General features: G+C 53.2%; 20 protein-coding genes. All 20 read right to left on the reverse strand.

The features are described 5' to 3' along the window. Positions 1-11: 11 nt before the first annotated feature. The 20 genes from yqeK to ytpR all read right to left on the reverse strand — a co-directional run bounded on the left by yqeK (position 12) and on the right by ytpR (position 22,354). On the reverse strand, positions 12-620 hold the full coding sequence (yqeK, locus tag EGT51_RS06720; protein ID WP_167850166.1) for a bis(5'-nucleosyl)-tetraphosphatase (symmetrical) YqeK: 609 nt from the start codon (positions 618-620) through the stop codon (positions 12-14). Next, positions 610-1,242 (reverse strand): nicotinate-nucleotide adenylyltransferase, encoded by a 633-nt coding sequence (locus EGT51_RS06725; RefSeq protein ID WP_135367982.1) that lies wholly within the window; start codon positions 1,240-1,242, stop codon positions 610-612. The genes yqeK and EGT51_RS06725 overlap by 11 nt, the downstream gene beginning before the upstream one ends. Positions 1,243-1,257: 15 nt before the next feature. Further along, on the reverse strand, positions 1,258-1,566 hold the full coding sequence (locus EGT51_RS06730) for a YhbY family RNA-binding protein (protein WP_135367983.1): 309 nt from the start codon (positions 1,564-1,566) through the stop codon (positions 1,258-1,260). Positions 1,567-1,584: 18 nt separating this feature from the next. Then, a complete protein-coding gene (yqeH, locus tag EGT51_RS06735; RefSeq protein WP_135367984.1) occupies positions 1,585-2,727 on the reverse strand; it encodes a ribosome biogenesis GTPase YqeH in 1,143 nt (380 codons plus the stop codon). Further along, positions 2,708-3,250 (reverse strand): YqeG family HAD IIIA-type phosphatase, encoded by a 543-nt coding sequence (locus EGT51_RS06740; protein WP_125575241.1) that lies wholly within the window; start codon positions 3,248-3,250, stop codon positions 2,708-2,710. Before EGT51_RS06740 ends, yqeH begins: the two co-directional genes overlap by 20 nt. 466 nt (positions 3,251-3,716) lie before the next feature. Continuing rightward, positions 3,717-4,076 carry a 50S ribosomal protein L20 gene (gene rplT / locus EGT51_RS06745; RefSeq protein ID WP_125575242.1) on the reverse strand — a complete coding sequence of 120 codons (360 nt, stop codon included), beginning with the start codon at positions 4,074-4,076 and terminating at the stop codon, positions 3,717-3,719. 70 nt (positions 4,077-4,146) lie between these two features. Then, positions 4,147-4,341: a 50S ribosomal protein L35 gene (rpmI, locus tag EGT51_RS06750; RefSeq protein ID WP_135367985.1), complete on the reverse strand. Its 195-nt coding sequence runs from the start codon at positions 4,339-4,341 to the stop codon at positions 4,147-4,149. Between the two features lie 50 nt (positions 4,342-4,391). After that, positions 4,392-4,916 (reverse strand): translation initiation factor IF-3, encoded by a 525-nt coding sequence (infC, locus tag EGT51_RS06755; protein ID WP_125575282.1) that lies wholly within the window; start codon positions 4,914-4,916, stop codon positions 4,392-4,394. Positions 4,917-5,319: 403 nt separating this feature from the next. Next, on the reverse strand, positions 5,320-7,260 hold the full coding sequence (thrS, locus tag EGT51_RS06760; RefSeq protein ID WP_135367986.1) for a threonine--tRNA ligase: 1,941 nt from the start codon (positions 7,258-7,260) through the stop codon (positions 5,320-5,322). A gap of 577 nt (positions 7,261-7,837) precedes the next feature. Then, positions 7,838-8,764, reverse strand: a complete 927-nt coding sequence (gene dnaI / locus EGT51_RS06765; protein WP_135367987.1) for a primosomal protein DnaI — start codon at positions 8,762-8,764, stop codon at positions 7,838-7,840. Between the two features lie 3 nt (positions 8,765-8,767). Beyond that, positions 8,768-10,129, reverse strand: a complete 1,362-nt coding sequence (locus EGT51_RS06770) for a replication initiation and membrane attachment family protein (protein ID WP_135367988.1) — start codon at positions 10,127-10,129, stop codon at positions 8,768-8,770. Positions 10,130-10,132: 3 nt separating this feature from the next. Further along, entirely contained in the window at positions 10,133-10,639 is a 507-nt protein-coding gene (nrdR, locus tag EGT51_RS06775) for a transcriptional regulator NrdR (protein ID WP_135367989.1), read from the reverse strand. Then, a complete protein-coding gene (coaE, locus tag EGT51_RS06780; RefSeq protein WP_135367990.1) occupies positions 10,639-11,268 on the reverse strand; it encodes a dephospho-CoA kinase in 630 nt (209 codons plus the stop codon). Before coaE ends, nrdR begins: the two co-directional genes overlap by 1 nt. Continuing rightward, positions 11,261-12,121 carry a DNA-formamidopyrimidine glycosylase gene (gene mutM, locus EGT51_RS06785; RefSeq protein WP_135367991.1) on the reverse strand — a complete coding sequence of 287 codons (861 nt, stop codon included), beginning with the start codon at positions 12,119-12,121 and terminating at the stop codon, positions 11,261-11,263. Before mutM ends, coaE begins: the two co-directional genes overlap by 8 nt. Positions 12,122-12,142: 21 nt before the next feature. Next, a complete protein-coding gene (polA, locus tag EGT51_RS06790; protein WP_135367992.1) occupies positions 12,143-14,803 on the reverse strand; it encodes a DNA polymerase I in 2,661 nt (886 codons plus the stop codon). Positions 14,804-15,190: 387 nt separating this feature from the next. Then, the gene (locus EGT51_RS06795) at positions 15,191-15,895 is read right to left on the reverse strand and encodes a Bax inhibitor-1/YccA family protein (RefSeq protein ID WP_135367993.1); all 705 of its coding nucleotides are present in this window, start codon (positions 15,893-15,895) and stop codon (positions 15,191-15,193) included. 153 nt (positions 15,896-16,048) lie between these two features. Next, entirely contained in the window at positions 16,049-16,786 is a 738-nt protein-coding gene (gene pnuC / locus EGT51_RS06800) for a nicotinamide riboside transporter PnuC (RefSeq protein ID WP_135367994.1), read from the reverse strand. 247 nt (positions 16,787-17,033) lie between these two features. Further along, positions 17,034-18,365, reverse strand: a complete 1,332-nt coding sequence (gene murC / locus EGT51_RS06805; RefSeq protein WP_135367995.1) for a UDP-N-acetylmuramate--L-alanine ligase — start codon at positions 18,363-18,365, stop codon at positions 17,034-17,036. A 137-nt stretch (positions 18,366-18,502) separates the two neighbouring features. After that, positions 18,503-21,478 carry a DNA translocase FtsK gene (locus tag EGT51_RS06810; protein ID WP_135367996.1) on the reverse strand — a complete coding sequence of 992 codons (2,976 nt, stop codon included), beginning with the start codon at positions 21,476-21,478 and terminating at the stop codon, positions 18,503-18,505. 237 nt (positions 21,479-21,715) lie between these two features. Next, positions 21,716-22,354 carry a YtpR family tRNA-binding protein gene (ytpR, locus tag EGT51_RS06815; protein ID WP_135367997.1) on the reverse strand — a complete coding sequence of 213 codons (639 nt, stop codon included), beginning with the start codon at positions 22,352-22,354 and terminating at the stop codon, positions 21,716-21,718. Positions 22,355-22,359 lie beyond the last annotated feature (5 nt).

Here is a 22,359-nt window from a genome sequence, read left to right on the forward strand (position 1 = left end):
AGTTTCCCCTCTCAAATAGTCGGATATTGTGGCACCCACGCGTTGTAGGTGTCGATCGACTTAGGATAGACTGGCTTGCCATTTTCGACCAAATACTGCAGCGTGTGCTTGGCTTGAAACGCCACGCTTTTCGCCAGGTCCGTTTTCGCCAATTGCCGCGCCTCATCGACTCCCGGGAAGTCCCGTTGCGGTTCGATGTAGTCGGCCATGTAAACGATTTGTTCCAAGGGCGACATGTAAACCGCCCCGGTCGTGTGGTGACGCACGGCATTCAAGATATCTTCATCGTAAATGCCCAGCTCATGCTTGATCAATTCAGCCCCCACGACCCCATGCCAAATAGCGTTGCCGTAGTCCAACAACACGGGATCCAAGTGGTACTGCTTGATGGCCGCGATGAAGTCCTCGTCCGGCCGTTGCTTGGCGTAATCGTGAACCAAACCGGCAATGCTGGCCTTTTCCAGGTCGACAGCATTACGCTTGGCCAATGCGATGGCCGTTTGTTCCACGCGTTGCACGTGCTTAAACCGTTTGGGCTTCAACTGTTGACTAATTTTGGCCAACAGTTCCGCGCGCGTCCCAGCAAAAATATTTTCAGTGTAGGTTAGTTCAGTCACGATATAATAGATGCTCCTTAATGTAGAGATCGACCATGGTCGGGACCAGGTAACGCACGGATTGCCCCCGGCGCACCTGTTCTCTGATCATCGTTGAACTGATCCCGATTTGCGGGACGTCGACCCACAAGACGGGGTACGGCGACTCGCGATTAAATCCCTGACGACAAACGCCGACGAACTGGACCAATTTGACCAGCTCATCGATGCGGTACCACTTCGGCAAGTAAGCGACCATGTCGCCACCAATAATGAAGTAGTACTGGTTTTCCGGATGGGCCTGCGTCAGCTGTAACATGGTGTCATAGCTGTAGCTGCGACCGCCCCGTTGCACTTCCGTGAGTTCCAAGTCGAACCGCGGATTGTCCTTGATGGCCGCCTTGACCATCGCCACGCGGTCCTTGGCGGGAATCGTCAACTTGCGATCCACGTGCGGCGGCTCGGCATCCGGCATGAATAAGACCTTATCCAACCCCAACTGGGTCGCCACTTGATCCGCAATGACCAAATGTCCCAAATGCGGTGGATTAAACGTCCCACCCAGGATACCAATTCGCCGTTTCTTAGCGGTCGCCGCTAATTGGGTCGCCACTTGTGTACTCGTTCGTTCTAGGATCTTCACCACGACTGCCAGACCTCCCTACATGTTTTCCACGATTGGTGAAATCTTTTGGTTTTCTGCCTCGGTAGCGACCCGGTATAAGACCAAGACGCGCCCGATAGTTTGAACCACCTGAATGTCGGTGTTGTCTTCGATAAAGGCCTTGGTTTCGTCAACGGAAACGTCGGCGCTTTGTTGCAGATTGATTTTGATCAATTCCCGATTTTCTAAAGCACCGGTCAGTTGATCCAACCAGGTCTGGGTCAGCCCATTTTTACCCACGGAAAAGAGTGGGCGCATGGCATGGGCGTGGGCCCGTAAATAACGTTTTTGTTTTCCTCGTAGCAAGTTGTTGTCCTCCAATTTTTAAATCATTGCTCGGCGAATCAAGACACCGACACCCGCGGGCGCCCAGCCAGTCACATTGACCCCGGCTGGCACGGTGATCCACCCCAGGCCTTCAAAGACCAGGTCACTCTTGACCGTCGTCTTAAATTCGTGAGCCACGAGCGGCGGGAAGTCATCCTTCGTGTCGGCATGCGGTGGTGTCAACAGCTGGCCCAATTGCCGCGCGTAAAAGTCGTCAGCGTTTTCCAGCTTGGTGCGGTGAATGTAGAGATTGTTTTCAAAGTAAGCCGTGAACCCGTTCTTCGGTCCCTTGGTGTAGTCAAACCGCGCAATCCCGCCCAAAAACAAGGTTTGTTGATCATTGAGTTGGTAATTCTTGGGTTTGATTGGCTTTTGCGGCGTCACAATCTTGAGGTCCTTGCCGTCCAGGTAGTGCGCCATTTGTTGGTTTTGAATGATCCCGGGCGTATCGACCAACACGTGGTCATCGTCCAGTGGCAGTTCAATCTTATCCAACGTGGTCCCAGGGAACCGTGACGTGGTAATCAGGTCTTGCACCCCGGTATTTTGTCGAATCACCTGGTTGATCAGCGTGGACTTCCCCACGTTGGTGACCCCGACCACGTACACGTCCCGGTCGCCCCGGTACTTATCGATCAATTGTAACAGGCCATCCACAGATTGGTTGGTCTTGGCGCTCAGCAGCGTCACGTCGATTGGCCGTAGCCCCTCTTCGTTGGCGCGTTGGCGCAGCCAGTCCCGTAACTTACTGCGCTTCAGTGAGCGCGGCAAGAGGTCTTCTTTGTTGCCGACCAGCAGGACTGGATTATCGCCGACAAAGCGGTGCAGTCCCGGGATCACACTACCGTTAAAGTCGAAGATGTCCACCACGTACACGATCAAGGCGTTGGCGTCTTGAATCTGCGTCAACAGGCGTAAGAAGTCATCATCGGTCAAGCCGACGGGCACGATTTCGTTGTAGTGCCGCAGCCGGAAACACCGTTGGCAATAGACTTCTTCTTTTTCGATACCCTTGTCGAGCGCGGATTGCGGGGTGTACCCCGGTGCCGTCTTATCCGTGGTTTGCACGACCGCTCCACAGCCAATGCAGTGAAGTGGCTCGCCATCAATGACGACCGGTTCAATGTGTTTTTCGTTCATTAAGATCCTCCTGCCAAGTTAATTCGGGATAGTTGTGCCGCAAGCGCCACATGACTACCTTTTCCAATAACCGATTGCCCTTCGTGATCCAGGCATCTGAGCTTAAAATGGGTTTGACTAAGACGCTTCTGACACCGCTATGATGCGCAGCCCAGACGTCCGTCAACAGTTGATCACCCACCATGACAACCTCGTCGCGGCGTAAATGCCAACGACGCAAGGCCCGATTCAATCCCCAAGCCAATGGTTTGAGCGCCCGGTGAATGTAGGGTAGGTTAAATGGTGCCACAGCGCGGTCAACCCGAGCGCGACTGTTGTTAGACACCACAATCACCTGAATCCCTGCCAGCTCCAACAAATTGAGCCAATGATGCAATTCTGGCGTGCCGTCTGGGTTATTCCACGCAATCAGCGTATTATCCAGATCGGTCATGACCGCCTTGATGCCGTTGGCCCGCAAATCTGTTGGCGTCAAATCGTATATGTTCGTAACCATCCACGTGGGTTTGAATCCAGAAACCATGCGGGTGACTGCCCCCCTTCGTTCGTTTGCCAGTATTGGCATGTCTAGCTTTTTATTATACGCAATTTTGGCCGATTTTACCACCATCAGCCGTCGAGAATCCCCAACTGTTTTCTGGTGGCGTTACCATTGTCTGTGCTGTCTGCCTTGCCGGTTGTCAACTTGCCTACGTCAGCCAAAAATTAGTTGATAAATCAGCTGCTACACAGGGTTAGACCAACTATTACTGGCAAGCACTCCAGTAGCCGGGAGCCCGTCAAATAGAGGTTCAACCGCCGAAAAGCGTGTTCCCAGTTCCCTATTGGTGCACGGGAGGCGACCGGCTTCTACAATAAAGCGGCCATCAACCAATACCAACGCCATGAGCCGCATAGTGACGATGGTTCTAAACATTTTTTAGGTTCAATCCTTAGTTTCTAAATAAAAAAGACCCCGCCGCAGCGAAGTCCCTTTCAAATTGACTGAATTAAGCAGCCAAAGCTTCCTTAGCTTGGTCAGCCAAGGCCTTGAATGCAGCAGCGTCGTTCACTGCTAAATCAGCTAACATCTTCCGGTTAACGTCGATGTTGGCTAACTTCAAACCGTGCATCAACTTGCTGTAGCTCAGACCGTTCATCCGGGCTGCGGCGTTGATCCGGGCAATCCAAAGCTTCCGGAAGTTACGCTTAGTGGCTTTCCGGTCACGGAAGGCGTATTGACGGCCCTTCATGACTTGGTCCTTAGCAACCTTAAATAAACGGTGCTTTGAACCACGGTAACCCTTAGCTAACTTTAAAACCTTCTTGCGACGTGCGCGTGTAACAGTACCGCCTTTAACTCGTGGCATAATCTTTTCCTCCTAAATCAATTCAAACATTATGTCGACATTTCGTCGACCCGAAAAATTTCCGACTAGCTTACTTTTGTAATAAAGAATGGTAAGTCTTAATAGTCGTTTCGTTCATCATCCGGGTACCACGAAGGTTCCGGCGTTGCTTCTTGGTCTTACCGTGGAAACGGTGAGACGTGTATGCGTTGGCACTCTTGATACCGCCCTTGGCAGTCACTTTGAAACGCTTAGCTGCGGCGCGGTTAGTCTTCATCTTTGGCATAATACGAAATTTCCTCCTTAAATCGGCAGCTAAAGCTACCCAATCAATTCTTACTTAGTCTCAGCGATAGGCGCCAGCATTAAGAACATGCTCCGTCCATCCATCTTAGGCCGTTGTTCAACCGTAGCGACTTCAGAAGTTTCCTGAGCCATCCGGTTGAGCACCTCGCGACCAATGTCTTTATGCGTAATTGCCCGACCCTTAAACCGGATTGAGACCCGGACTTTTTCACCCTTGGCCAAGAACTTCTTAGCGTTCTTCAGCTTGGTGTTAAAGTCGTTGGTATCAATGGTAGGACTGAGCCGTACTTCTTTGACACTGACCACTTTTTGCTTCTTCCGTGCTTCACGTTGCTTCTTTTGCAACTCAAAACGGTATTTCCCGTAGTCCATGATGCGGGCTACTGGTGGTTTAGCTTTCGGTGCAACCAGAACTAAATCGAGGTTAGCGTCTTCAGCGATCTGTAAAGCTTCACGCTTGGACTTAATACCCAATTGTTCACCGTCGCCGGCAATCAATCGAACTTCGCGTGCGCGAATCCCCTCGTTGACAATCGTGTCGTTTGCTATGGTAATCCACCTCCAAAATAATCTCGAGAACTGCAGAAATCTCACTCAATAAAAAAATGCGGGAACCTTTGATCAAAAATCAAACAGCTCCCGCATGAAATCCAATCCAAAGATCGAACTAACGTGCCTATCTAGCCCGGCAGCGTTAGCCACGGGGCGAGAAGCGGAAGCCTCTGCTTAATTTCTCAACTTAACCATCATACCAGCTAGTCCAGCACATGTCAACAGTATTTCGTCATTAAAATGTTTGGCTACCAGCAAGCTGACTGGTTCGTCGCAACACGGACAGACGAGAAACCGTCTCAGCACAGGTACCACCGGGTCAAGACAACAAAAGGGCCGAGGCAAGACCCCGACCACCTTTGCATCAACACTCTTCTATTCTCTGGTTACTCGCCAGAAGCCTGATTTAGTCTTCACGACTGTATGAGGCGATGTCGGCTAAGATTTCCTTAACAAAGGCATCACTGCTCATGGATTGGCTATCGTCTTCCCCGTACTTGCGGACGGAGACCGTGCCGTTAGCCATTTCGTCTTCACCCACGACCAACGTGTATGGAATCTTGTGGGTTTGGGCATCCCGAATCAGGTAACCCATCTTTTCACCACGCTTGTCGACGTTGACCCGTACGTCAGCGGCCTTTAATTCAGCGGCTAACTTGTCAGCGTAGGCACCGTGCTTTTCTTCAGAAACCGGAATGATGGTAACTTGCTTAGGTGCCAACCAAGTTGGGAAGGCGCCCTTGTAGATTTCAGTCAGGTAAGCGGTGAATCGTTCCATCGTGGAAACCAACCCACGGTGAATCATGACTGGACGGTGTTCTTCACCATCGGCACCGATGTAGTGCAAGTCAAACCGTTCTGGCAACATGAAGTCCAATTGAATGGTGGATAACGTTTCTTCGTTCCCCAGGGCCGTCTTGGTTTGGACGTCCAACTTAGGACCGTAGAAAGCGGCTTCCCCTTCGGCTTCGACGTAAGGCAAGCCCAGGTCATCCATGGCACCCTTCAACATCGTTTGGGCGTTGTTCCACATTTCATCATCGTCAAAGTACTTTTCCGTGTTCTTAGGATCACGGTAGCTCAGACGGAACGTGTAGTCCTTGATATCAAAGTCACGGTAAACCTTGACCATCAAGTCCAAGATGCTCTTGAATTCGTCTTGGATTTGTTCTGGAGCCACGAAGGTGTGACCATCGTTCAGCGTCATTTCCCGAACCCGTTGCAGACCGCTCAGGGCACCGGACTTTTCGTAACGGTGCATCATCCCTAATTCGGCAATTCGCAATGGCAATTCGCGGTAAGAACGGATGTGGTGGTTGTAGATTTGAATGTGGCTTGGGCAGTTCATTGGCCGCAATTCAAGTTGTTCGCCATCCCCCATGTCCATTGGTGGGAACATGTCTTCACGGTAGTGGGCCCAGTGACCGGATTGCTTGTACAGGTCCAGGTTGGCCAGCACTGGCGTGTAAACGTGTTGGTAGCCGTTGGCAACTTCTTTATCGATGATGTAACGTTCGATGGTCCGCCGAATCGTGGCCCCGTTTGGCATCCAGTAAGGCAAGCCGGCGCCGACCTTAGGATCCACGAAGAACAGGTCTAATTGGTTCCCGATAACCCGGTGGTCACGTTCACGAGCTTCTTGGCGCTTAGCCAAATCAGCGTCCAGGTCAGCTTGCTTGTAAAAGGCCGTCCCGTAAATCCGTTGGAGCATTGGGTTAGAGGACTTACCTTGCCAGTAAGCACCGGCAACAGACAGCAACTTAAACTTCTTCACGTCACCGGTGTTGGCCAATTGGGCACCGTCACTTAAGACTTGGTAATCGCCAATCTTCAAGAAGGAAACCGCATCCCCGTCAACCGCGTTGATCAGCTCCGTGCTGTAAGGATCATCCTTGACCAAGGCCAAAGCGTCGGCCTTCGGTAAGCTGGTCCGTTCGATAGCTAATTTATCACTCACTAATTTTTCAACGATCACGCTCAAGGCGTCTAATTCATCAACGCTGACTTGTTGGTCGTCCTTGTCGGTATCCACGAAGAACCCGTCTTCATCGGCACTGACTTCACCCAAGCGGATAGCTGGAAATTGCTTCTTCAAGGCGATCCGCAGTAAAGCAGCGGTCGTGTTCCGCAGAACGCTCAAGCCTTCAGCGCTATCCTTGGTGACGATTTCGATGGCCCCATCGCCGGCTAATGGCGTTAAGTAGTCGACCAATTTGCCGTCTAACTTAGCGGCCACAGCCTTCTTAGCCAAGCTGATTGAAATCGACTTGGCCACGTCAGCGGGCGTCGTACCTGCTGGAAAGTCCTTGGACTTACCATCAGGGAATTGAATTGAAATATCTGCCATAATGATGATCTCCCTTATAGAAATTTGGGTAAACGACGCAAAAAGTCCCCAGCACCTAAGAAGGTACTGGGGACGTCAATAACGTGGTTCCACCCGATATTTTTCACGAGACTGGTCCCGTGAACTCTAGTCGTTGATAACGGGACGGACCGGCCGAAAATTTCCTCTCGACAGCTGATAGAAAGTGGTAATGTTTGCGGTCGCTAAGTCGGCTTCCAAGCTAGGCCAACTCTTCCTGTGAACGATCCCGTAAACACCATGTCTTTCGTCATAGCTCTTTTGGTTTCACAGACTATTAAACACTTGCCGGCAGCGATTGTCAAGGATTTCTCTTAAGATTTAGTGGCTGCTCAGCGGGATTTTTAGTCAAGTTTTGCCAGGTTTTCAAACCAACCGGAAGACCGCCCCTCAGGCTGAAGCCGTTCCCCAGAGCAGGCGGAACTCTGGCTGACGCAGGCGCCTGGTCTCACCAATCTTAGTCGTCGGGACACCGTCATTACGGCAATCAGCACGCTAATTTTAGGTTCAACCTTCAGATGATGCTCGCCCCGCGACGCATCAAGGCCGGATAATGTGCCTACTGCGGACGCCGGTTCACCCCAACCATCGTGATTTCCCGGGCCAAGAAGCGAATGCGTTGCATCAGCCGCTGGGCCTTCAACGGTTCGTCATCCCCCCGCGTGGAGATTCGCAGGTGTTCTTTTTCCAGCTGTTCCATGGAGAAGTTGGAGCTAAAGAACGTTGGCAGTTCTTCTTGCATCCGGTATTCCAGGATTACGCCTAACACGTCGTCACGCACCCACGCGGACATGGCATCGGCCCCGATATCATCGATCATGAGGACCGGCGACTTCTTCAAGGCGGCCAGCTTTCCCGCCACTCCATTTTGCGCGATGGCGTTTTTCATTTCCACGGCAAAGCTGGGAAAGTGAACTAACGTGGTGGAGAACCCATCAGCGGCTAATTGGTTGGCGACGGCGGCCAGCAGGTAGGTCTTACCGACACCAAAGCTCCCCGCCAAATACAGGGCCTGGTGACGCCGTTTAGGACTGGCTTCGTAAGCATCGACGAAATCTAGCGCGGCCATTAAGGCTTCGGCGCGGTCCGGATCTTGGTCAAAATTTTTCAAATCAGCCTCGCGAATGCTCTTGGGCATGGCGATAGACTTCACCCGTTGACGCAATTGTTGCTGGGCCTGTTTTTCCTGCGTTTCCTTGGTCGGCACGTAGGCCACGTCAATCAGGTGGTTGGAAACGATCAGCTGGGGTTCATAGCCCGTTGCAAAGGTCGTCCCCCCGTTGGCCAATTTTTCGCGTTCACTGACGAATTCGTACAGCTTGGCGGCCGAGCGCGTCAAGACGTCGTCGGCCAACTCATCACGGTGCGCCTGATAAAAGGCCGTTACTGCGGGATCATCGTAGACCTTAGCCATCAACTGCCGGTAATTATCGTTCAAATGCCGCTGATTCATTAACTGTTGCATGGTTTTACTCAAGTCTTCCATCGGTTATGCCTCCTTCCCATCGTTACTGTGTGCTTGGAGCTTGGCGATCCGCGCCTGCAACTGCTTTTGTTGCTGCTCGGATAGCTTGGCTTGTGTCGCGGACGGCTTGGCAGCGGGCTTTTTGGCCCAATCCGGCAGCGTCTCCTTGACGGTCGATTGCCGGCGACGAGATTGCCGCGGCTGTTGGGCCGCCTGTTGCCGTTCACGAATCTTCTTGATGGCCAACTGCGGCGTCGTTACTTTGCTCTTGCTCCAGTCGTTTGCAATCGTATCCATCAAGTTTTTGTTCAACGTCGGCCGTTCTTCATCAACCAACACATGATAGATCATGAGATTCAAGACGGCATCGGGAAACAACTGACGACTGACCAGGTCGCGGACGATTCGCTGTTCGCCATCCGTCACGAACCCGCCGTTCTTTTGTTTGATGCCTTGCAAAAATAAGGCGGGCACGGACTTGCTGGCCACGGTAATCAACGTTTGCTCGGCCGAACTCAGCCGCTCACCAGTGGGCTGGGTCGTCGTTGGGGATGTGGCCGCTGGCTGACCCCGGTGTTGCCGCGAGAAGTCTTGGGCAATCACGCGTTTGAACTGCTCAGGGTCAAATTGATTGGTCGCCAGATCCGTGGCATCCCCCACGTATCTGGCCATGGTCACCTCATCCAGGTTATAGGTGGCGTGCTCCGTCAAAAGCAATTGCCGGTAGCTACGCAACGCCTTGGTGTCGATGAAGGAATGTTCCAAGATTTCCCCCAGCAATTTGAAGTCAAAATCCTCGTGGGACGTCGGCGTCAATGCCGGCGCGGCGTCGTCATTGGGGAGGTCTTCGCGTGTGGCCGTAATGGCGGCCGGTAAGCGGTTGAGTTCCTGACCATCCACGTGAAAGACGTCGAGAAAGTTCTTGGTAATGTCTTGTTCATCTGACGCAGTTTCCGGTTTCACGGTATTGACGGCCACCAGCGTCCGGTAGGCCTCTTCGCCGATTACACCGAGCAGCTGCACGCTCAGTAAATCATCGCGGAAAAAATCCGCCGGAGCTAAGGGCGCCTGTAATTCGTAAACAAAACTGGTCAGCTCCCCTGACGTTTTGACCTTGGTCGTCAGCAAGCCGGTCGCTTCCAGCCGCAAGCGCGCCTCGTAGAAATGTGCCAGGTCCATCCCCAGCAACCCCAACAAGGTGGCATGGCGCTGGTACTCCCCGCGTTTGGGAAGCCAAAAAAGGGCCGAGTACAGCCCCGCGGCACTCGGTCCCACAATCGGCTGGTAAAGCTGGGTCAACGTTTGCCAACTCTGATCGGTCAAGCGATCCGCTAACCGCACCAAAAAGCCCGTTCGTGGTTTTAATTGGTGCCAGGAATTTTCCATGCTTTACTTCGCCTCACTTTGTCCCTGGTCTGATTCATGCTTTTTTTCTTTTTGTTTGTCTTTGGCCAGCATATCCTTCAACTCGTTGAAGAAGACACCGGTATCCTTGAATTGCCGATAAACGCTGGCAAAGCGAATGTAGGCGATTTCGTCGACGTCGACCAGACGATTCATGACGTATTCCCCAATCAACTGACTGGAGATCTCATTGACGCCTAACGCGCGAATCTTGTTTTCCACTTCGTCGACGATATTGGTCATGACATCCATGCCCACTGGGCGTTTTTCAGCGGAACGAATGATGCCTCGCAGGATCTTCTCCCGATTGAACTCTTCTCGCGTCCCATTTTTCTTGATCACTAGCAGCGGCGTAACTTCAACCCGCTCAAACGTCGTGAACCGAAAACCGCAGTTCTCGCACTCACGACGGCGGCGAATCACGCGCCCGTCGTCGGTGGGTCGACTATCAACGACCCGCGATCCATTATGATGACAGTGTGGACACTGCATTATTGTTCACCTCGTTTTAAATGGTTACTGTTGCCAAACTTATTGGCGTCAAGCCATTTTACCACTTGTTGGCGTGTTTGGGCAATCGTTCCCCCGTTATCAATAACCACGGTGGCCTGCGCGATTTTCTTAGCAAGCGGCCACTGCCGATCCATTCGCGCCTGTGCATCCGCCGCCGAAAGCCCGTCGCGCGCCATTAACCGCTGCTTTTGCGTTGGCACATCGGTCGCTACGACCATGACGTGATCGACCAGATGAATCAGGTAACCCACCTCAAAAAAAGTTGGCGCGTCGATCATGACGACCGGCACTTGTTGGGCCTTGGCTGCCGCTAATTCTCGGCGGATCTGCGCTTGAATCAACGGTGTCGTAATGGCTTCCAGCTTCTTCAATTCGGCCGGTTGGGTGAAGACCCACTGGCCCAATTTTTTCCGGTCCAAGCCCGCCTCCGTCACGAAGTCCGTCCCAAAGGTCTGTGCAATCTGCTGCAGGCCCGGCGTTTTGGGCGCAACGACTTGCCGGGCAATGATGTCGGCATCAATCACGGGAATGCCTGCCGCGCGCAGCCACGCGCTCACGGTCGATTTTCCCGTCGCAATGCCCCCGGTCAATCCCCATACCTCAGTCATCTGTCAACGCCTCCAATGCGTCTAGCGGCACCGGCTGACACCGCGGGCAATAGTGCGTCCCTCGCTGGGCCACCTTGATTTTCACGATTTCGGTCCCACAACGCTCACAGGGTTCCCCCTCGCGGCCATAGACGTGCAGGTGGTTTTGAAATTGCCCTGCTTCGCCAAAGGCCGTGGAAAACGAGTGCACGGTGGTCCCGTGACCCTGAATGGCCAGGCCGATTTCCGTAATAATACTTTGCCGTAGCGTCTCTAACTGGTCATCAGACAGCTCGTCGGCCGGCGTTAAGGGATTGATCTTCGACAGCCACAGCACCTCATCGGCATAAATGTTGCCCAACCCCGCGATTTTCGACTGATCGAGCAAGAAGGGCTTGACCACCTTGCGTGACTTGTGAAAGATCTGTTGCATATACGCCAGCGTCAGCGTGGCTTCGGTGGGTTCCGGTCCCAATTTGCCCAATGATGGCAAGGCCGTGCCTTCCGTGCCCGTTGGCACCAGACGCATGCGGCCGAACTTACGGGTGTCCGTGTAGCGCAGGTCGCGCCCATCGGTCAGATGAAAGACCACATGGGTGTGCTTGGTAATAGGACTGCCGGTCGGTTGCACGTCGTATTTGCCTTCCATCCGCAAATGCGAGACCATCGTCAGCTCGCCACTAAAGCGAAATAACAGGTACTTGCCCCGCCGGTCGATACGCTCGATCTGCCGGCCAATCAACTCCGCGGTAAATACCTCGGCTTCCGGCGTGACCATTTTTCCATAATAGACGTCAACGTGGTCGATCGTGGCGCCTTGAACCAGGCGGGTCAATCCCCGTCGAACCGTTTCAACTTCAGGTAATTCTGGCATCGCTTATCGTCTCCCTTACCGCTATTTCGCGTCGTACCAGGTCGGACCGTAGTGGCTTTCCACCTTCAGCGGAATCTCCAGCTTAACGGCTGAATCCATCACGCTAGGCACCAACTTGGCCAACGTGTCAATCTCTTCGGCAGGGGCCTCAAAGATCAGTTCATCGTGGACCTGCATCAACATCGTGGCCTGCAGATCCTTGATGGCATCTTCCATCTGGATCATGGCAATCTTAATAATGTCGGCGGCACTCCCTTGAATTGGCGTGTTCATGGCCGTCCGTTCAGCAAATGACCGCTGATTGAAGTTGCGCGAGTTGATGTCTGGCAAATACCGCCGCCGATGGGCAATCGTCTCCACGTACCCCTGTTCCTTGGCCTGTTGAACCATCCGATCCATGTAGGCCTTGACGCCAGGATATTCCTCAAAATAAGTGTCGATGAAAGCCTTGGCTTGTTTACGGGTAATACCAATGTTTTGGGACAGGCCAAAGTCACTGATGCCGTAGACGATGCCAAAGTTGACCGCCTTGGCTTGGCGCCGAATGTTCGGGGTCACCTCTTCGTCGGGCCCCATCTTAAAGATTCGCCGGGCCGTGGCCGCGTGAATGTCTTCACCCTCGCGGAAGGCCTCTTGCATGTTGGCGTCATGACTCATGTGCGCGAGGACCCGCAATTCAATTTGCGAATAGTCAGACGAGAAGATCTGCCACCCCGGATGACGCGGCACGAAGGCCTTCCGAATGGCTCTGCCCTCTTCGTTACGCACCGGAATATTTTGCAGGTTCGGGTCGACCGACGACAACCGGCCCGTTTGCGTCAACGTCTGCAGGTAACGCGTGTGCACCTTGTGATCGTCGGGATGAATCACCTTCAACAGGCCCTCAACGTAGGTCGACTGAATCTTGGCAATCTTGCGATATTTCAAAATGTTTTCGGCAATCGGCGCCTCGGCCGCCAGCTTTTCCAGCACGCCGACCGCCGTGGAATACCCGGTCTTGGTCTTCTTGATGACCGGCAAGCCCATCTTTTCAAACAAGATGTGCCCCAATTGCTTGGGCGAACCAATGTTAAATTCCTCGCCGGCTTCGTTGTAAATGGTCTGCTCGATCTCGGCCAGCTGTTCGGTGAACTTACTGCCCATGGCCTCGAGTTCACTGGCTTCTACCGTGATCCCAGCGATCTCCATCCGGGCCAACACGAACGCCATTGGCAATTCGATGTCACGGTACAATTGCGTTTGTTCATTATCGGCCAGTTCCTTGACTAATTGCGGCCGCAGCTGTTCAATGGCCCGCGCCTTGCGTGCCAGATGCGAGAAGAAGTCCACGTCGTCGGCTGGAATGGCTTCCTTGGCGCCCTTGCCGTAAACGTCTTCGTCAGTGGCGACCTGGTGATAGCCGTGTTCCATGGCCACCCGTCCCAGGTCATTGCTGTTGTCATAGGTGTTCAACAAATAGGACACGATCAACAGGTCACAGTCAACCCCCGCTAACGTGATGCCTAAGCGATTCAAGGCCACGTAAGTCCGTTTGGCGTCAAAGACCTGTTTGGCCACGTCAGCGGACTCTAACAACCCTTTTAACGGGGCCTGCTGTAAGAGGCTGGCGTCGCGGCTGACCCACCAATGATCCTCGTGACCGATTACGAAGCCATCGAAGTCGGCCAGATGGTAGTTGTCCCCCAACATTTCCAAGTAGAATTCACAGCCATCCGCAAAGGCCGGCAGCGTCTGAAGATTGTCGGCCTTCAAGACCGTAAAGTCCACGTCTTTTAGACCGGGGGTGGCAGTTGGTGCCTCACCATCAATGCGCATTTTGCTCAAGAATTGGTTGAAGTTCATGCGTTGGTAGAATTCGACTAATTTTTCCTGGTCGTCTCCCTGATACGTCAGGTCGCTTACCTGCTTGGTCACTGGCGCATCCCGAAGAATCGTCGCCAATTTTTTCGACAGGAGCGCCTCGTCGTGGTCCGCGACCAAATGTTCCTTGAGCTTCTTCGCGGTGATCTCGTCGATGTGGTCGTACAGGTTTTCAATACTGCCGTACTTGCCAATCAAATCCACGGCGCGCTTGGGACCCACGCCAGTTACGCCAGGGTAATTATCCGAATTATCCCCCTGCAACCCCTTGATATCAATGATCTGACTCGGCGTCACGCCCATCTTTTCCTTCACGTAGGCCGGCGTGTAGTGCTCAATATCCGTAACCCCGCGTTTAGAAATGGACACCGTGGTGTGGTCATCGGCCAGTTGCGTCAGGTCCCGGTCCCCGGTCACGATGGTCGTGGTAAAGCCGTTTTCCTCAGCCTGTTTGGCCAAGGTCCCGATGATGTCATCTGCCTCATAGTTGGGCAGTTCATAGGTCTGAATGCCCCGTGCCGCTAAGAGTTCCTTGACATACGGGAATTGCTCGGACAGTTCCGGCGCCGTCTTGGCCCGGCCGCCCTTGTAGTCGTCATACATTTTCGTCCGAAATGTCGTCTTGCCCGCATCAAAGGCCACCAAGGCGTGGGTGGGCTTGACCTTGTCCAACATGATCTCTAGCATCGTGTTGAAGCCGTAAATGGCGTTCGTGTGCAGCCCCTCGCTGTTGGTGAACTTACCCAACGCCGTGTACAACGCGAAGAAGGCCTTAAACGTGACACTGTTTCCGTCAATCAATAATAATCGTTTTTCCGCCATGTTACGCTCCTTTCGAGCCGCGGTCAGCCGGGCTCGAGTATTCTAAGTCTATTTTACCAAAAAACCAGGTAAACCCGAAAAGAAATCTCTGAAAAGCATGGAAGCACTTGCTGCTCGGTCCCATAGTCCGTGCTGGCTGCCTACCGTTCGCCAACCTGTCAGCGTCAGTCAGAGATGGGCACCCTTTAGCAACTGGAAGTGTCAGGCTTCATAGTCAACCACCAAGCCACTTCTCGAGCTGGCCGCATTTACCAATCACTGCTTATCGCAGGAGCCCGATCTCAGTGATTTTTTTAGGCATTAAGACGCTGTCGTTTTAGCTATGTCTCGACTTCCGGTGACACAAAAAGCCTGGGCGCTTTCGTCCCAGGCTTTCCTGCGCAACCTTTAGTCGTTGTTGCCACCAAAGATTCCGAAAATTTGTAAGAGTTGCAAGAATAAGTTAACGAAGTCCAAGTACAGTTGTAAGGCCCCGTTGACGGCCAACCCAGTCGTGGAGACTTGGTCACCGTATTGCAGATACATCTTCTGCATCCGTTGCGTATCCCAGGCTGTCAGTGCTGAGAAGATAATGACTGCGGCGAAGGATAAGATCAAGGACGCCAATGGCATCCGCAAGAACATGTTCACGATCATCGCCACGATTAACCCGATCAAGGCCCCCGTAGCTTGGGTCCCAATCTTAGTCAGGTCCTTCTTGGTGAAAGCTCCGATACCGGCCATCGTCACGAAGACTGCTGCACTGGAAACAAAGGCCGCGGCCATCGTGTTGATGCTAAAGACCATAGCGTAAGTCGAAATGACCCCACCGGTGATCACCGCGTAAACAAACAACCCGACTAAAGCGACGGTTGGTCGTTTCATCGATTGTCCACTAATGACGAACGGTAAAATAAACCAGACGATAATAGGTAACCAAAGACCGGCACCGTGTAAGCCCTGGGCTTGACTTGCCATTGGGATCATCAAGTACGCCGTCACTGCAGAGACCAACACGGCCGCAGCCATCCAGCCAAACATTTTAGTCATAAAGCTGTTGAGGCCGACCTCAGTGTTTACTGTCGTCCGGGGTTGCTGATCATAGTTGTTCATTGAAACGCTCCTTCTTTTTCAAATCAATTCCTGCCTTAGCCATCACAATTGATGAACCAGCCACAGGGTTATTAGAGTATATTTTACCAAATCTAATAGTAAACACAAGTAATGTGTTCAGAACTGGAAAAGAATTGTCGCGTAATGGCCACGTTACTTAGCCGCAGATTGACCGGCACCCCCTTCGTTATCGGCCTCGCCACTTGCCCACACCTTATTGGCGTAAACGGCGTTAAATAATAGGGCAATCTGCAAGGCCACCTGGGAAAGGTTGGCGCCCAGCGTCCCGACGTTAGTGGCTCCCGTGAGAATCTGGAAGGTCAGGATACTCCAGTACAAGACGTTGACCACGTTGACCACGATCCACAGGGACCAATTTTCCTTGAACTTCATGATATAGAGCAGTTGGGCAATCAAGCTCACCACGAAGTTGACCGAATCAAAGTATGGCAATTGACCGTGCAACAGGGACAAGACCAACCAGCCAAGGGCCCAAGCGACAAAGGCCGCCGCAAAGATCCAGTTTCTGGTCGTTTTCTTAAAGGACCGGGTCGCTTCGTCATGTCCCCACATGTACCAGCCGATGGGTTGGGAAATAACATAAATAATATCCATTGCAAAAGACCCGTAGGCATGGCTGATCCAGGCCACATACGTCATGGCGACACATTGAATGAACCCAAAAATAAACGAGATCTTACGTCCCTTCATCCCGTAGACCAGGCACAAGACCCCGCCGACACCGGACACCATCCCAATCACACTGTCGGGCACGATCACATAGACCACGACCTGCAGCAAAATCAAGATCGACACGTAAATAACCTCAAACTTCTTCCAATTGGTGAATAACTGGTTATACCACCAATTGTGTTGTGTTCCAACTTCCACTAGCACTCGCTCCCCTGAAAAAAATTAAGGACGATACGCGTCCTTAATTTACTAGAATACAGATTCTCCAGAAAAGTGCAACTCATATCTAACGAATGGGTTAAGTGCGTTAAATGCCCGTTGTAACAGTGATTCAGCCGGATAGTCATTTCGACAAAAATCCGTTTACCCGATTAGTGGTCCAGACCAATCAATTGATCAAAAAGGGCACCGATCAGCGACGATTCGCCCACCGGTGCCCATAAATTTAGTTATTTTTCAGTGATAAATGACTTAATAATTCTTCGTAAGCCCGTTCGTACTTTTGCACGTCGCCGGCACCCATGAAGACCACGACCGCGTCATGGAAATCCAATAATGGGGACATATTATCAACCGTCAAAATGTCGCCACCCTTAGCGATTTTTGCGGCTAAGTCCTTACTGGAGACTGCCCCGGCAGTTTCCCGTGCGGAGCTGAAGATGTTGGTCAAGAAGACCCGGTCGGCCAGGTTCAAACTCTTGGCGAAGTCGTCCATCAACGCAATCGTCCGGCTAAACGTATGTGGCTGGAAGACCGCAATGATTTCCTTGTCCGGGTACTTTTGCCGAGCAGCGTCCAAGGTGGCCTTGATTTCGGATGGATGGTGGGCGTAGTCGTCAATGATGGTCATGTCGGCCAGCTTACGTTCCGTAAACCGCCGCTTAACGCCCTTGAAGTTGGCCAGTTCACGCTTGATTTCGTCCATGCTGACCTTTTCAAAGTAGGAAACGGCAATGACAGCCAGGCTGTTCAAGACGTTGTGTTCACCATACAGGTGGATTTCAAAGTTGCCTAAGAATTCATCACCATGGTAAACATCAAAGTTGGAGCCGGTCGTCGAGCGTTTGATATTTTTAGCTTGGAAATCGTCGCGGTCCTTGGTGCCGTAGTAGTAAACCGGCACGTCGGTCTTGAGCTTACGCAACTCAGGGTCATCCCCCCAAGCAAAGATACCCTTCTTGACCTGGTTGGCCCAGGTTTCAAAGGCGCTGTAAACATCATCGATGCCCGTGTAGTAGTCAGGGTGATCGAAGTCGATGTTGGTCATGATGGCGTAGTCTGGCTTAGTGGCCAGGAAGTGGCGCCGGTACTCATCGGCTTCGTAGACGAAGAAGCGGGCATTAGGCGTCCCCTTCCCCGTTCCATCACCAATCAGATAAGACGTTGGTGCTACCCCACTCAACACGTGGGATAACAGGCCGGTCGTACTGGTCTTCCCGTGCGCACCAGCCACCCCAATACTCGTGTAGCCTTCAATCAGGTGACCTAAGAATTCATGGTAACGGTAAACGGGCAGACCCATTTCCCGGGCCTTCTTGATTTCTGGGTGTTCATCCGTAAAGGAGTTCCCCGCAATGACCGTCAAGCCCTCGTGAATATTGGCTTCATCAAAGGCCATGACGTCGATCCCGGCTTTTTCCAGTCCCCGTTGTGTGAACGTGTACTGGGTGATATCTGAACCTTGAACCTTAAAACCCTTATCGTGCAAAATCAGGGCCAGGGCACTCATCCCTGATCCTTTAATTCCAACAAAGTGGTAAACCGTTGCGTTATCCATTAAATGATCCTCTTTTCTACTCTTTCGGTCAGGCCACTACTCCCCCAAACCGTCTGAGTGACTCTTTTCTTATTCTAGCATATCCCCCACCCGCTTAAAAGAAATCACGGGGAGAAAGGCAGTGAGGCCTCCTCAACCTAGGATGAAAATGGTGCACCCTGGTCATGAGGCTCTGGCAAGTCCTTACCCAAGTCATCGGGCGTCAAGTAGACCTCCCGGGGTTTGGACCCGTGCTGCGGTGACACATAATGGTGCTGTTCTAAGTCGTCGATCAGGTTGGCAGCGCGGTTGTAGCCAATCGAGAAGACCCGTTGGAGCTTGGACGTCGAAACCGTCTTTTCCTGGGAAATGTATGCCAGGACCTTCGGCAACAGCTCGTCTTGATTCTCCTCGGCTGTTTCCCGTTGTAAGAGTCCCTTGGGTGAAAAGGCATACTGCGGCTTGCCTTGTGTCCGCACGAAGTCGGTGACGCCATCGACTTCAGATTCGACGAAGGCCCCTTGCAGCCGCATTGGTTGACTGGCCCCGTTGCCCAGGTACAGCATGTCCCCACGACCCAACAGGTTTTCGGCCCCAGCCGTGTCCAAAATGGTCCGCGAATCGATCTGGCTGGAGACCATGAAGGCGATTCGCGTCGGGATGTTGTTCTTAATGGTCCCGGTCACGATGTCGACACTTGGCCGTTGTGTGGCCACTAACAAATGGATCCCAGCGGCCCGTGCCTTTTGCGTGATGCGGACGATGTAATCTTGTACCTCGCTGGCAGCCATCATCATCAGATCGGCTAATTCGTCAATGATGATTACGATGTATGGCATCTTCAGCCCGGGTTCGTCATTGGCGTCGGCCCGGTCGTTAAATTGTTCAATGTTGCGGACACCCGCCGCGGCGAGCTTTTCGTAACGCTCGTCCATTTCCGTGACAACCCACTTGAGGGCTGCCGCGGCGGCCTTTGGATCAGAGATCACGGGCGACAACAGGTGAGGCAACCCATCGTAAGGCGCCATTTCCACGGCCTTCGGGTCAATCAGCAGGAGCTTGACCTGTTGCGGCGTGGCCTTGTACAAGATCGACAATAGCAGTGAGTTAATGAACACACTCTTCCCGGAACCCGTAGCCCCGGCGATTAAACCGTGCGGCATCTTGCGCAAGTCCGTGACCTGAGGTTGGCCAAAGAGGTCGACCCCTAAGGCCACCGTCAACGGTGATTCGCTCTTCTTGAAGGCCGCCGAGTTCAGGATTTCCGAGAGCATGACGGGGCGTGATTTCAGGTTGGGAATTTCAATACCGACCGTCGTCTTCCCGGGAATCGGTGCCTCGATCCGAATGTCCTTGGCTGCCAGGGCAAGCTTCAAGTCATCGTTTAGATTCGTAATCTTATTGACCTTGACCCCCAGCGCCAAACTGATTTGGAACTGCGTCACGGTCGGCCCCACCGTCCAGTCCGTGACGTGGGCATCGACGTGAAAGGCACTCAACGTAGCATCGAGCACCTCGGCTTGGTGTTCGATCCACTCGTCCAAGGCCGCTTCATCCGGCACGACCGGTTTCGGCAACAACGCCAGATCTGGGAAATGATAACCGCGCGCCGGCGTCGTGTCGGCCGGTTCCGCGGGCGCCGTCGGTCGGTCAAACAAGGCCAGGTTGCGTTGGTCGTTCCCCTCTTCTTGCATGATGTCGCCTAAGGAATGTCCCAGGCCGCGACTCGGCTTGGCCTTAGGCTTCGGTGTTGGCTTGGCAGCCGCCGATTGTGGTGCGGCAGTCGACGAAGCAGCCGGCCCAGTGGTATTTGTGGCTGCCGTTGCCCGATCCAGTAATTGGTTGACCTCGGCTGGGCGTCGACTGGCTGCAGCTGAAGACGGCGCGCTCACTGAAGGGGTAACCGCAGATGTTGACTCGGCAGTTGCCGGTGATTCAGGTGCCGTGACTTCTGCAGGTTCTGTTGCTTTTTCCGTGGGTTCATTGGTTTCGGTTGTCCCATTGGTTTCAGCTGATTCTTTGGTAGCGGTTGATTCAGCCTCGTCAGGTGTATCGCTCGTTTCCGCAACTTCGGCTGTCTCAGTAGGTTCACCGGTTGCGGTCGTCGGTTTGCGTGTGTCAGCAGGCGTTTCACTAGCCACCGGTTGGGTCGGTTGAATGACCACCGTTTCACCGGGTTGCGCCGACTTGGCGGCTGGCGTAGCGGACGTTTCACTGGCAGCCGAGCGTGCCGGTACTGGATTATCGACTGGCAAATAAGCTCCGCTATCCGTCGGTGTTTGCGCCTGCGGTTCTGGATAAAAGACCTCCGTTGGGCCCACGACCGCTTGCTTGCTTGGGGCAGCGGCTGGCGTTTCATCCCCAGCGGGTGCTGACGCTACAGTAGTCGCCGCAGTGGTAGTGGTTACAGACGACGCGGTACCTTCATTAGCCGGAGCCGCCGAAGTGGCGATTGCGGCCGCTGAATCGGCGGTGTCGTCCGCTACAGATGCTGCGGAGGCCGGTTGTTCAGGTGTTGGTTCTGCTTCTTGCGGTTCTGCTTCTTGCGGTTCTGCTTCTTGCGGTTCTGTGTCCGTTGCCGCAGGCGTTGCCACTGCGTCCGTGGTAGTCGCCGGAGCCGCCGATTCGTCGGGCAAAAAGACTTCCGTTGGCGCCGGTTCAGGCTGGTCTTTTAGGGAGTCCTGTGCGGCTAAAGCGGCTTCATCCGCCGCCGTTCCCAATAACAGGAAGCTGTCATTTGACTTCCGTAACTTAACGACCAGTCTTTGATAGCGCTGCCGAATCACGGACGGTTGCCACACCCGTTGCCGTTGCTTGGGTACCGGGGTGACCGCAAACGGCCGGTAATTGGCACTGGCTGCGGCTGCGGCCTGTTCCGGCGTTTTCGCCGCCGTGGCGGGCGTTGATGCCGCAGACTGACGCCGTTGGGTGTGGTGCAAGACCTCTCGGGCTGCGCTTTGAGCCGCCGATTCGCGCTTTTCTTCCCGCTCCTGGCGAATCCGCAGGCGATCGTTACGTTCTTTACGGAGCTTGACCTGTCGTTGTGACCGGTCATCCGTGGTATCTTCCATTTGATCAGGGGTCGGTTTTACCGGAAATTTGCGATAAAATGCCGGTCCATCATAGTGCTCCATGTGTTTCTTCCTCCTTGACGAGCGCACCCGTCGACTTTCACGACTCTTGGGAGGAGACGCCGCCAACTTGACGGCCACTTAACTCATTCCCTGAATCTCTCTTTTTATTATTTTTTAATTCCAGACGCTACTTGCCATCCGTTCTGGTGACAATCTATTGCCAAATTGGCAGTCTCCCCTATTGTACACAAAAAAGCAGGCAACCGACAAGGGTTCACCTGCTTTGTAATAATCTTCTTAATTTTTGAAAATACTTTGACCGCGTTCGAAGTCAAACGGTTCACCGACCGTGTAGTCGTCCGGCAAGATCAAGGCGCCTGGTTTCTGCGGGGCATTGGCAAGCTTGAGCTCACGACCAGAACAGATCATCCCGTTGCTGGCAACGCCGCGGAGTTCACCGGGCCAGATGATCAGACCGTTGGGCATCATGGCCCCAACTTTGGCCACGACCACCTTGATGTCCGCCTGCATGTTCGGTGACCCACTCACGATTTGCAGAGACTCGTCGTTATCCACGACGGTCTCCGTCACCAGCAAGTGATCGGAGTCAGGGTGCGGCTTGGCCGATTTCACGTAGCCCACCACGAAGCGCGAACTGGTCTCTGCGACCAATTCACCAGCAAAGCCAGCGTCCTCCAAGGCGGTATTCAATGCCGCCACATCATCAGCCGACAAATCGACCTGGCCGTTGCCACTGATCTCTGGCAAGATGTCAGAGACTTTCAAGAAGTTGTAGCCTAAGGTCTTTTCCGTCGCTGCATCATAGATCCGCGCGATATTGTCCCGTACCGTGTGGGCTTGGGTCGCCGAATCCTGCGCAACAACAACAATCAAAGTATCCCCTAATTCTTTAGGGTTGTAACTAGCAATTAACATGTCTG

The organism is Levilactobacillus suantsaiihabitans, assembly GCF_004745505.1.
GTDB classification, from domain to species: Bacteria; Bacillota; Bacilli; order Lactobacillales; family Lactobacillaceae; genus Levilactobacillus; species Levilactobacillus suantsaiihabitans.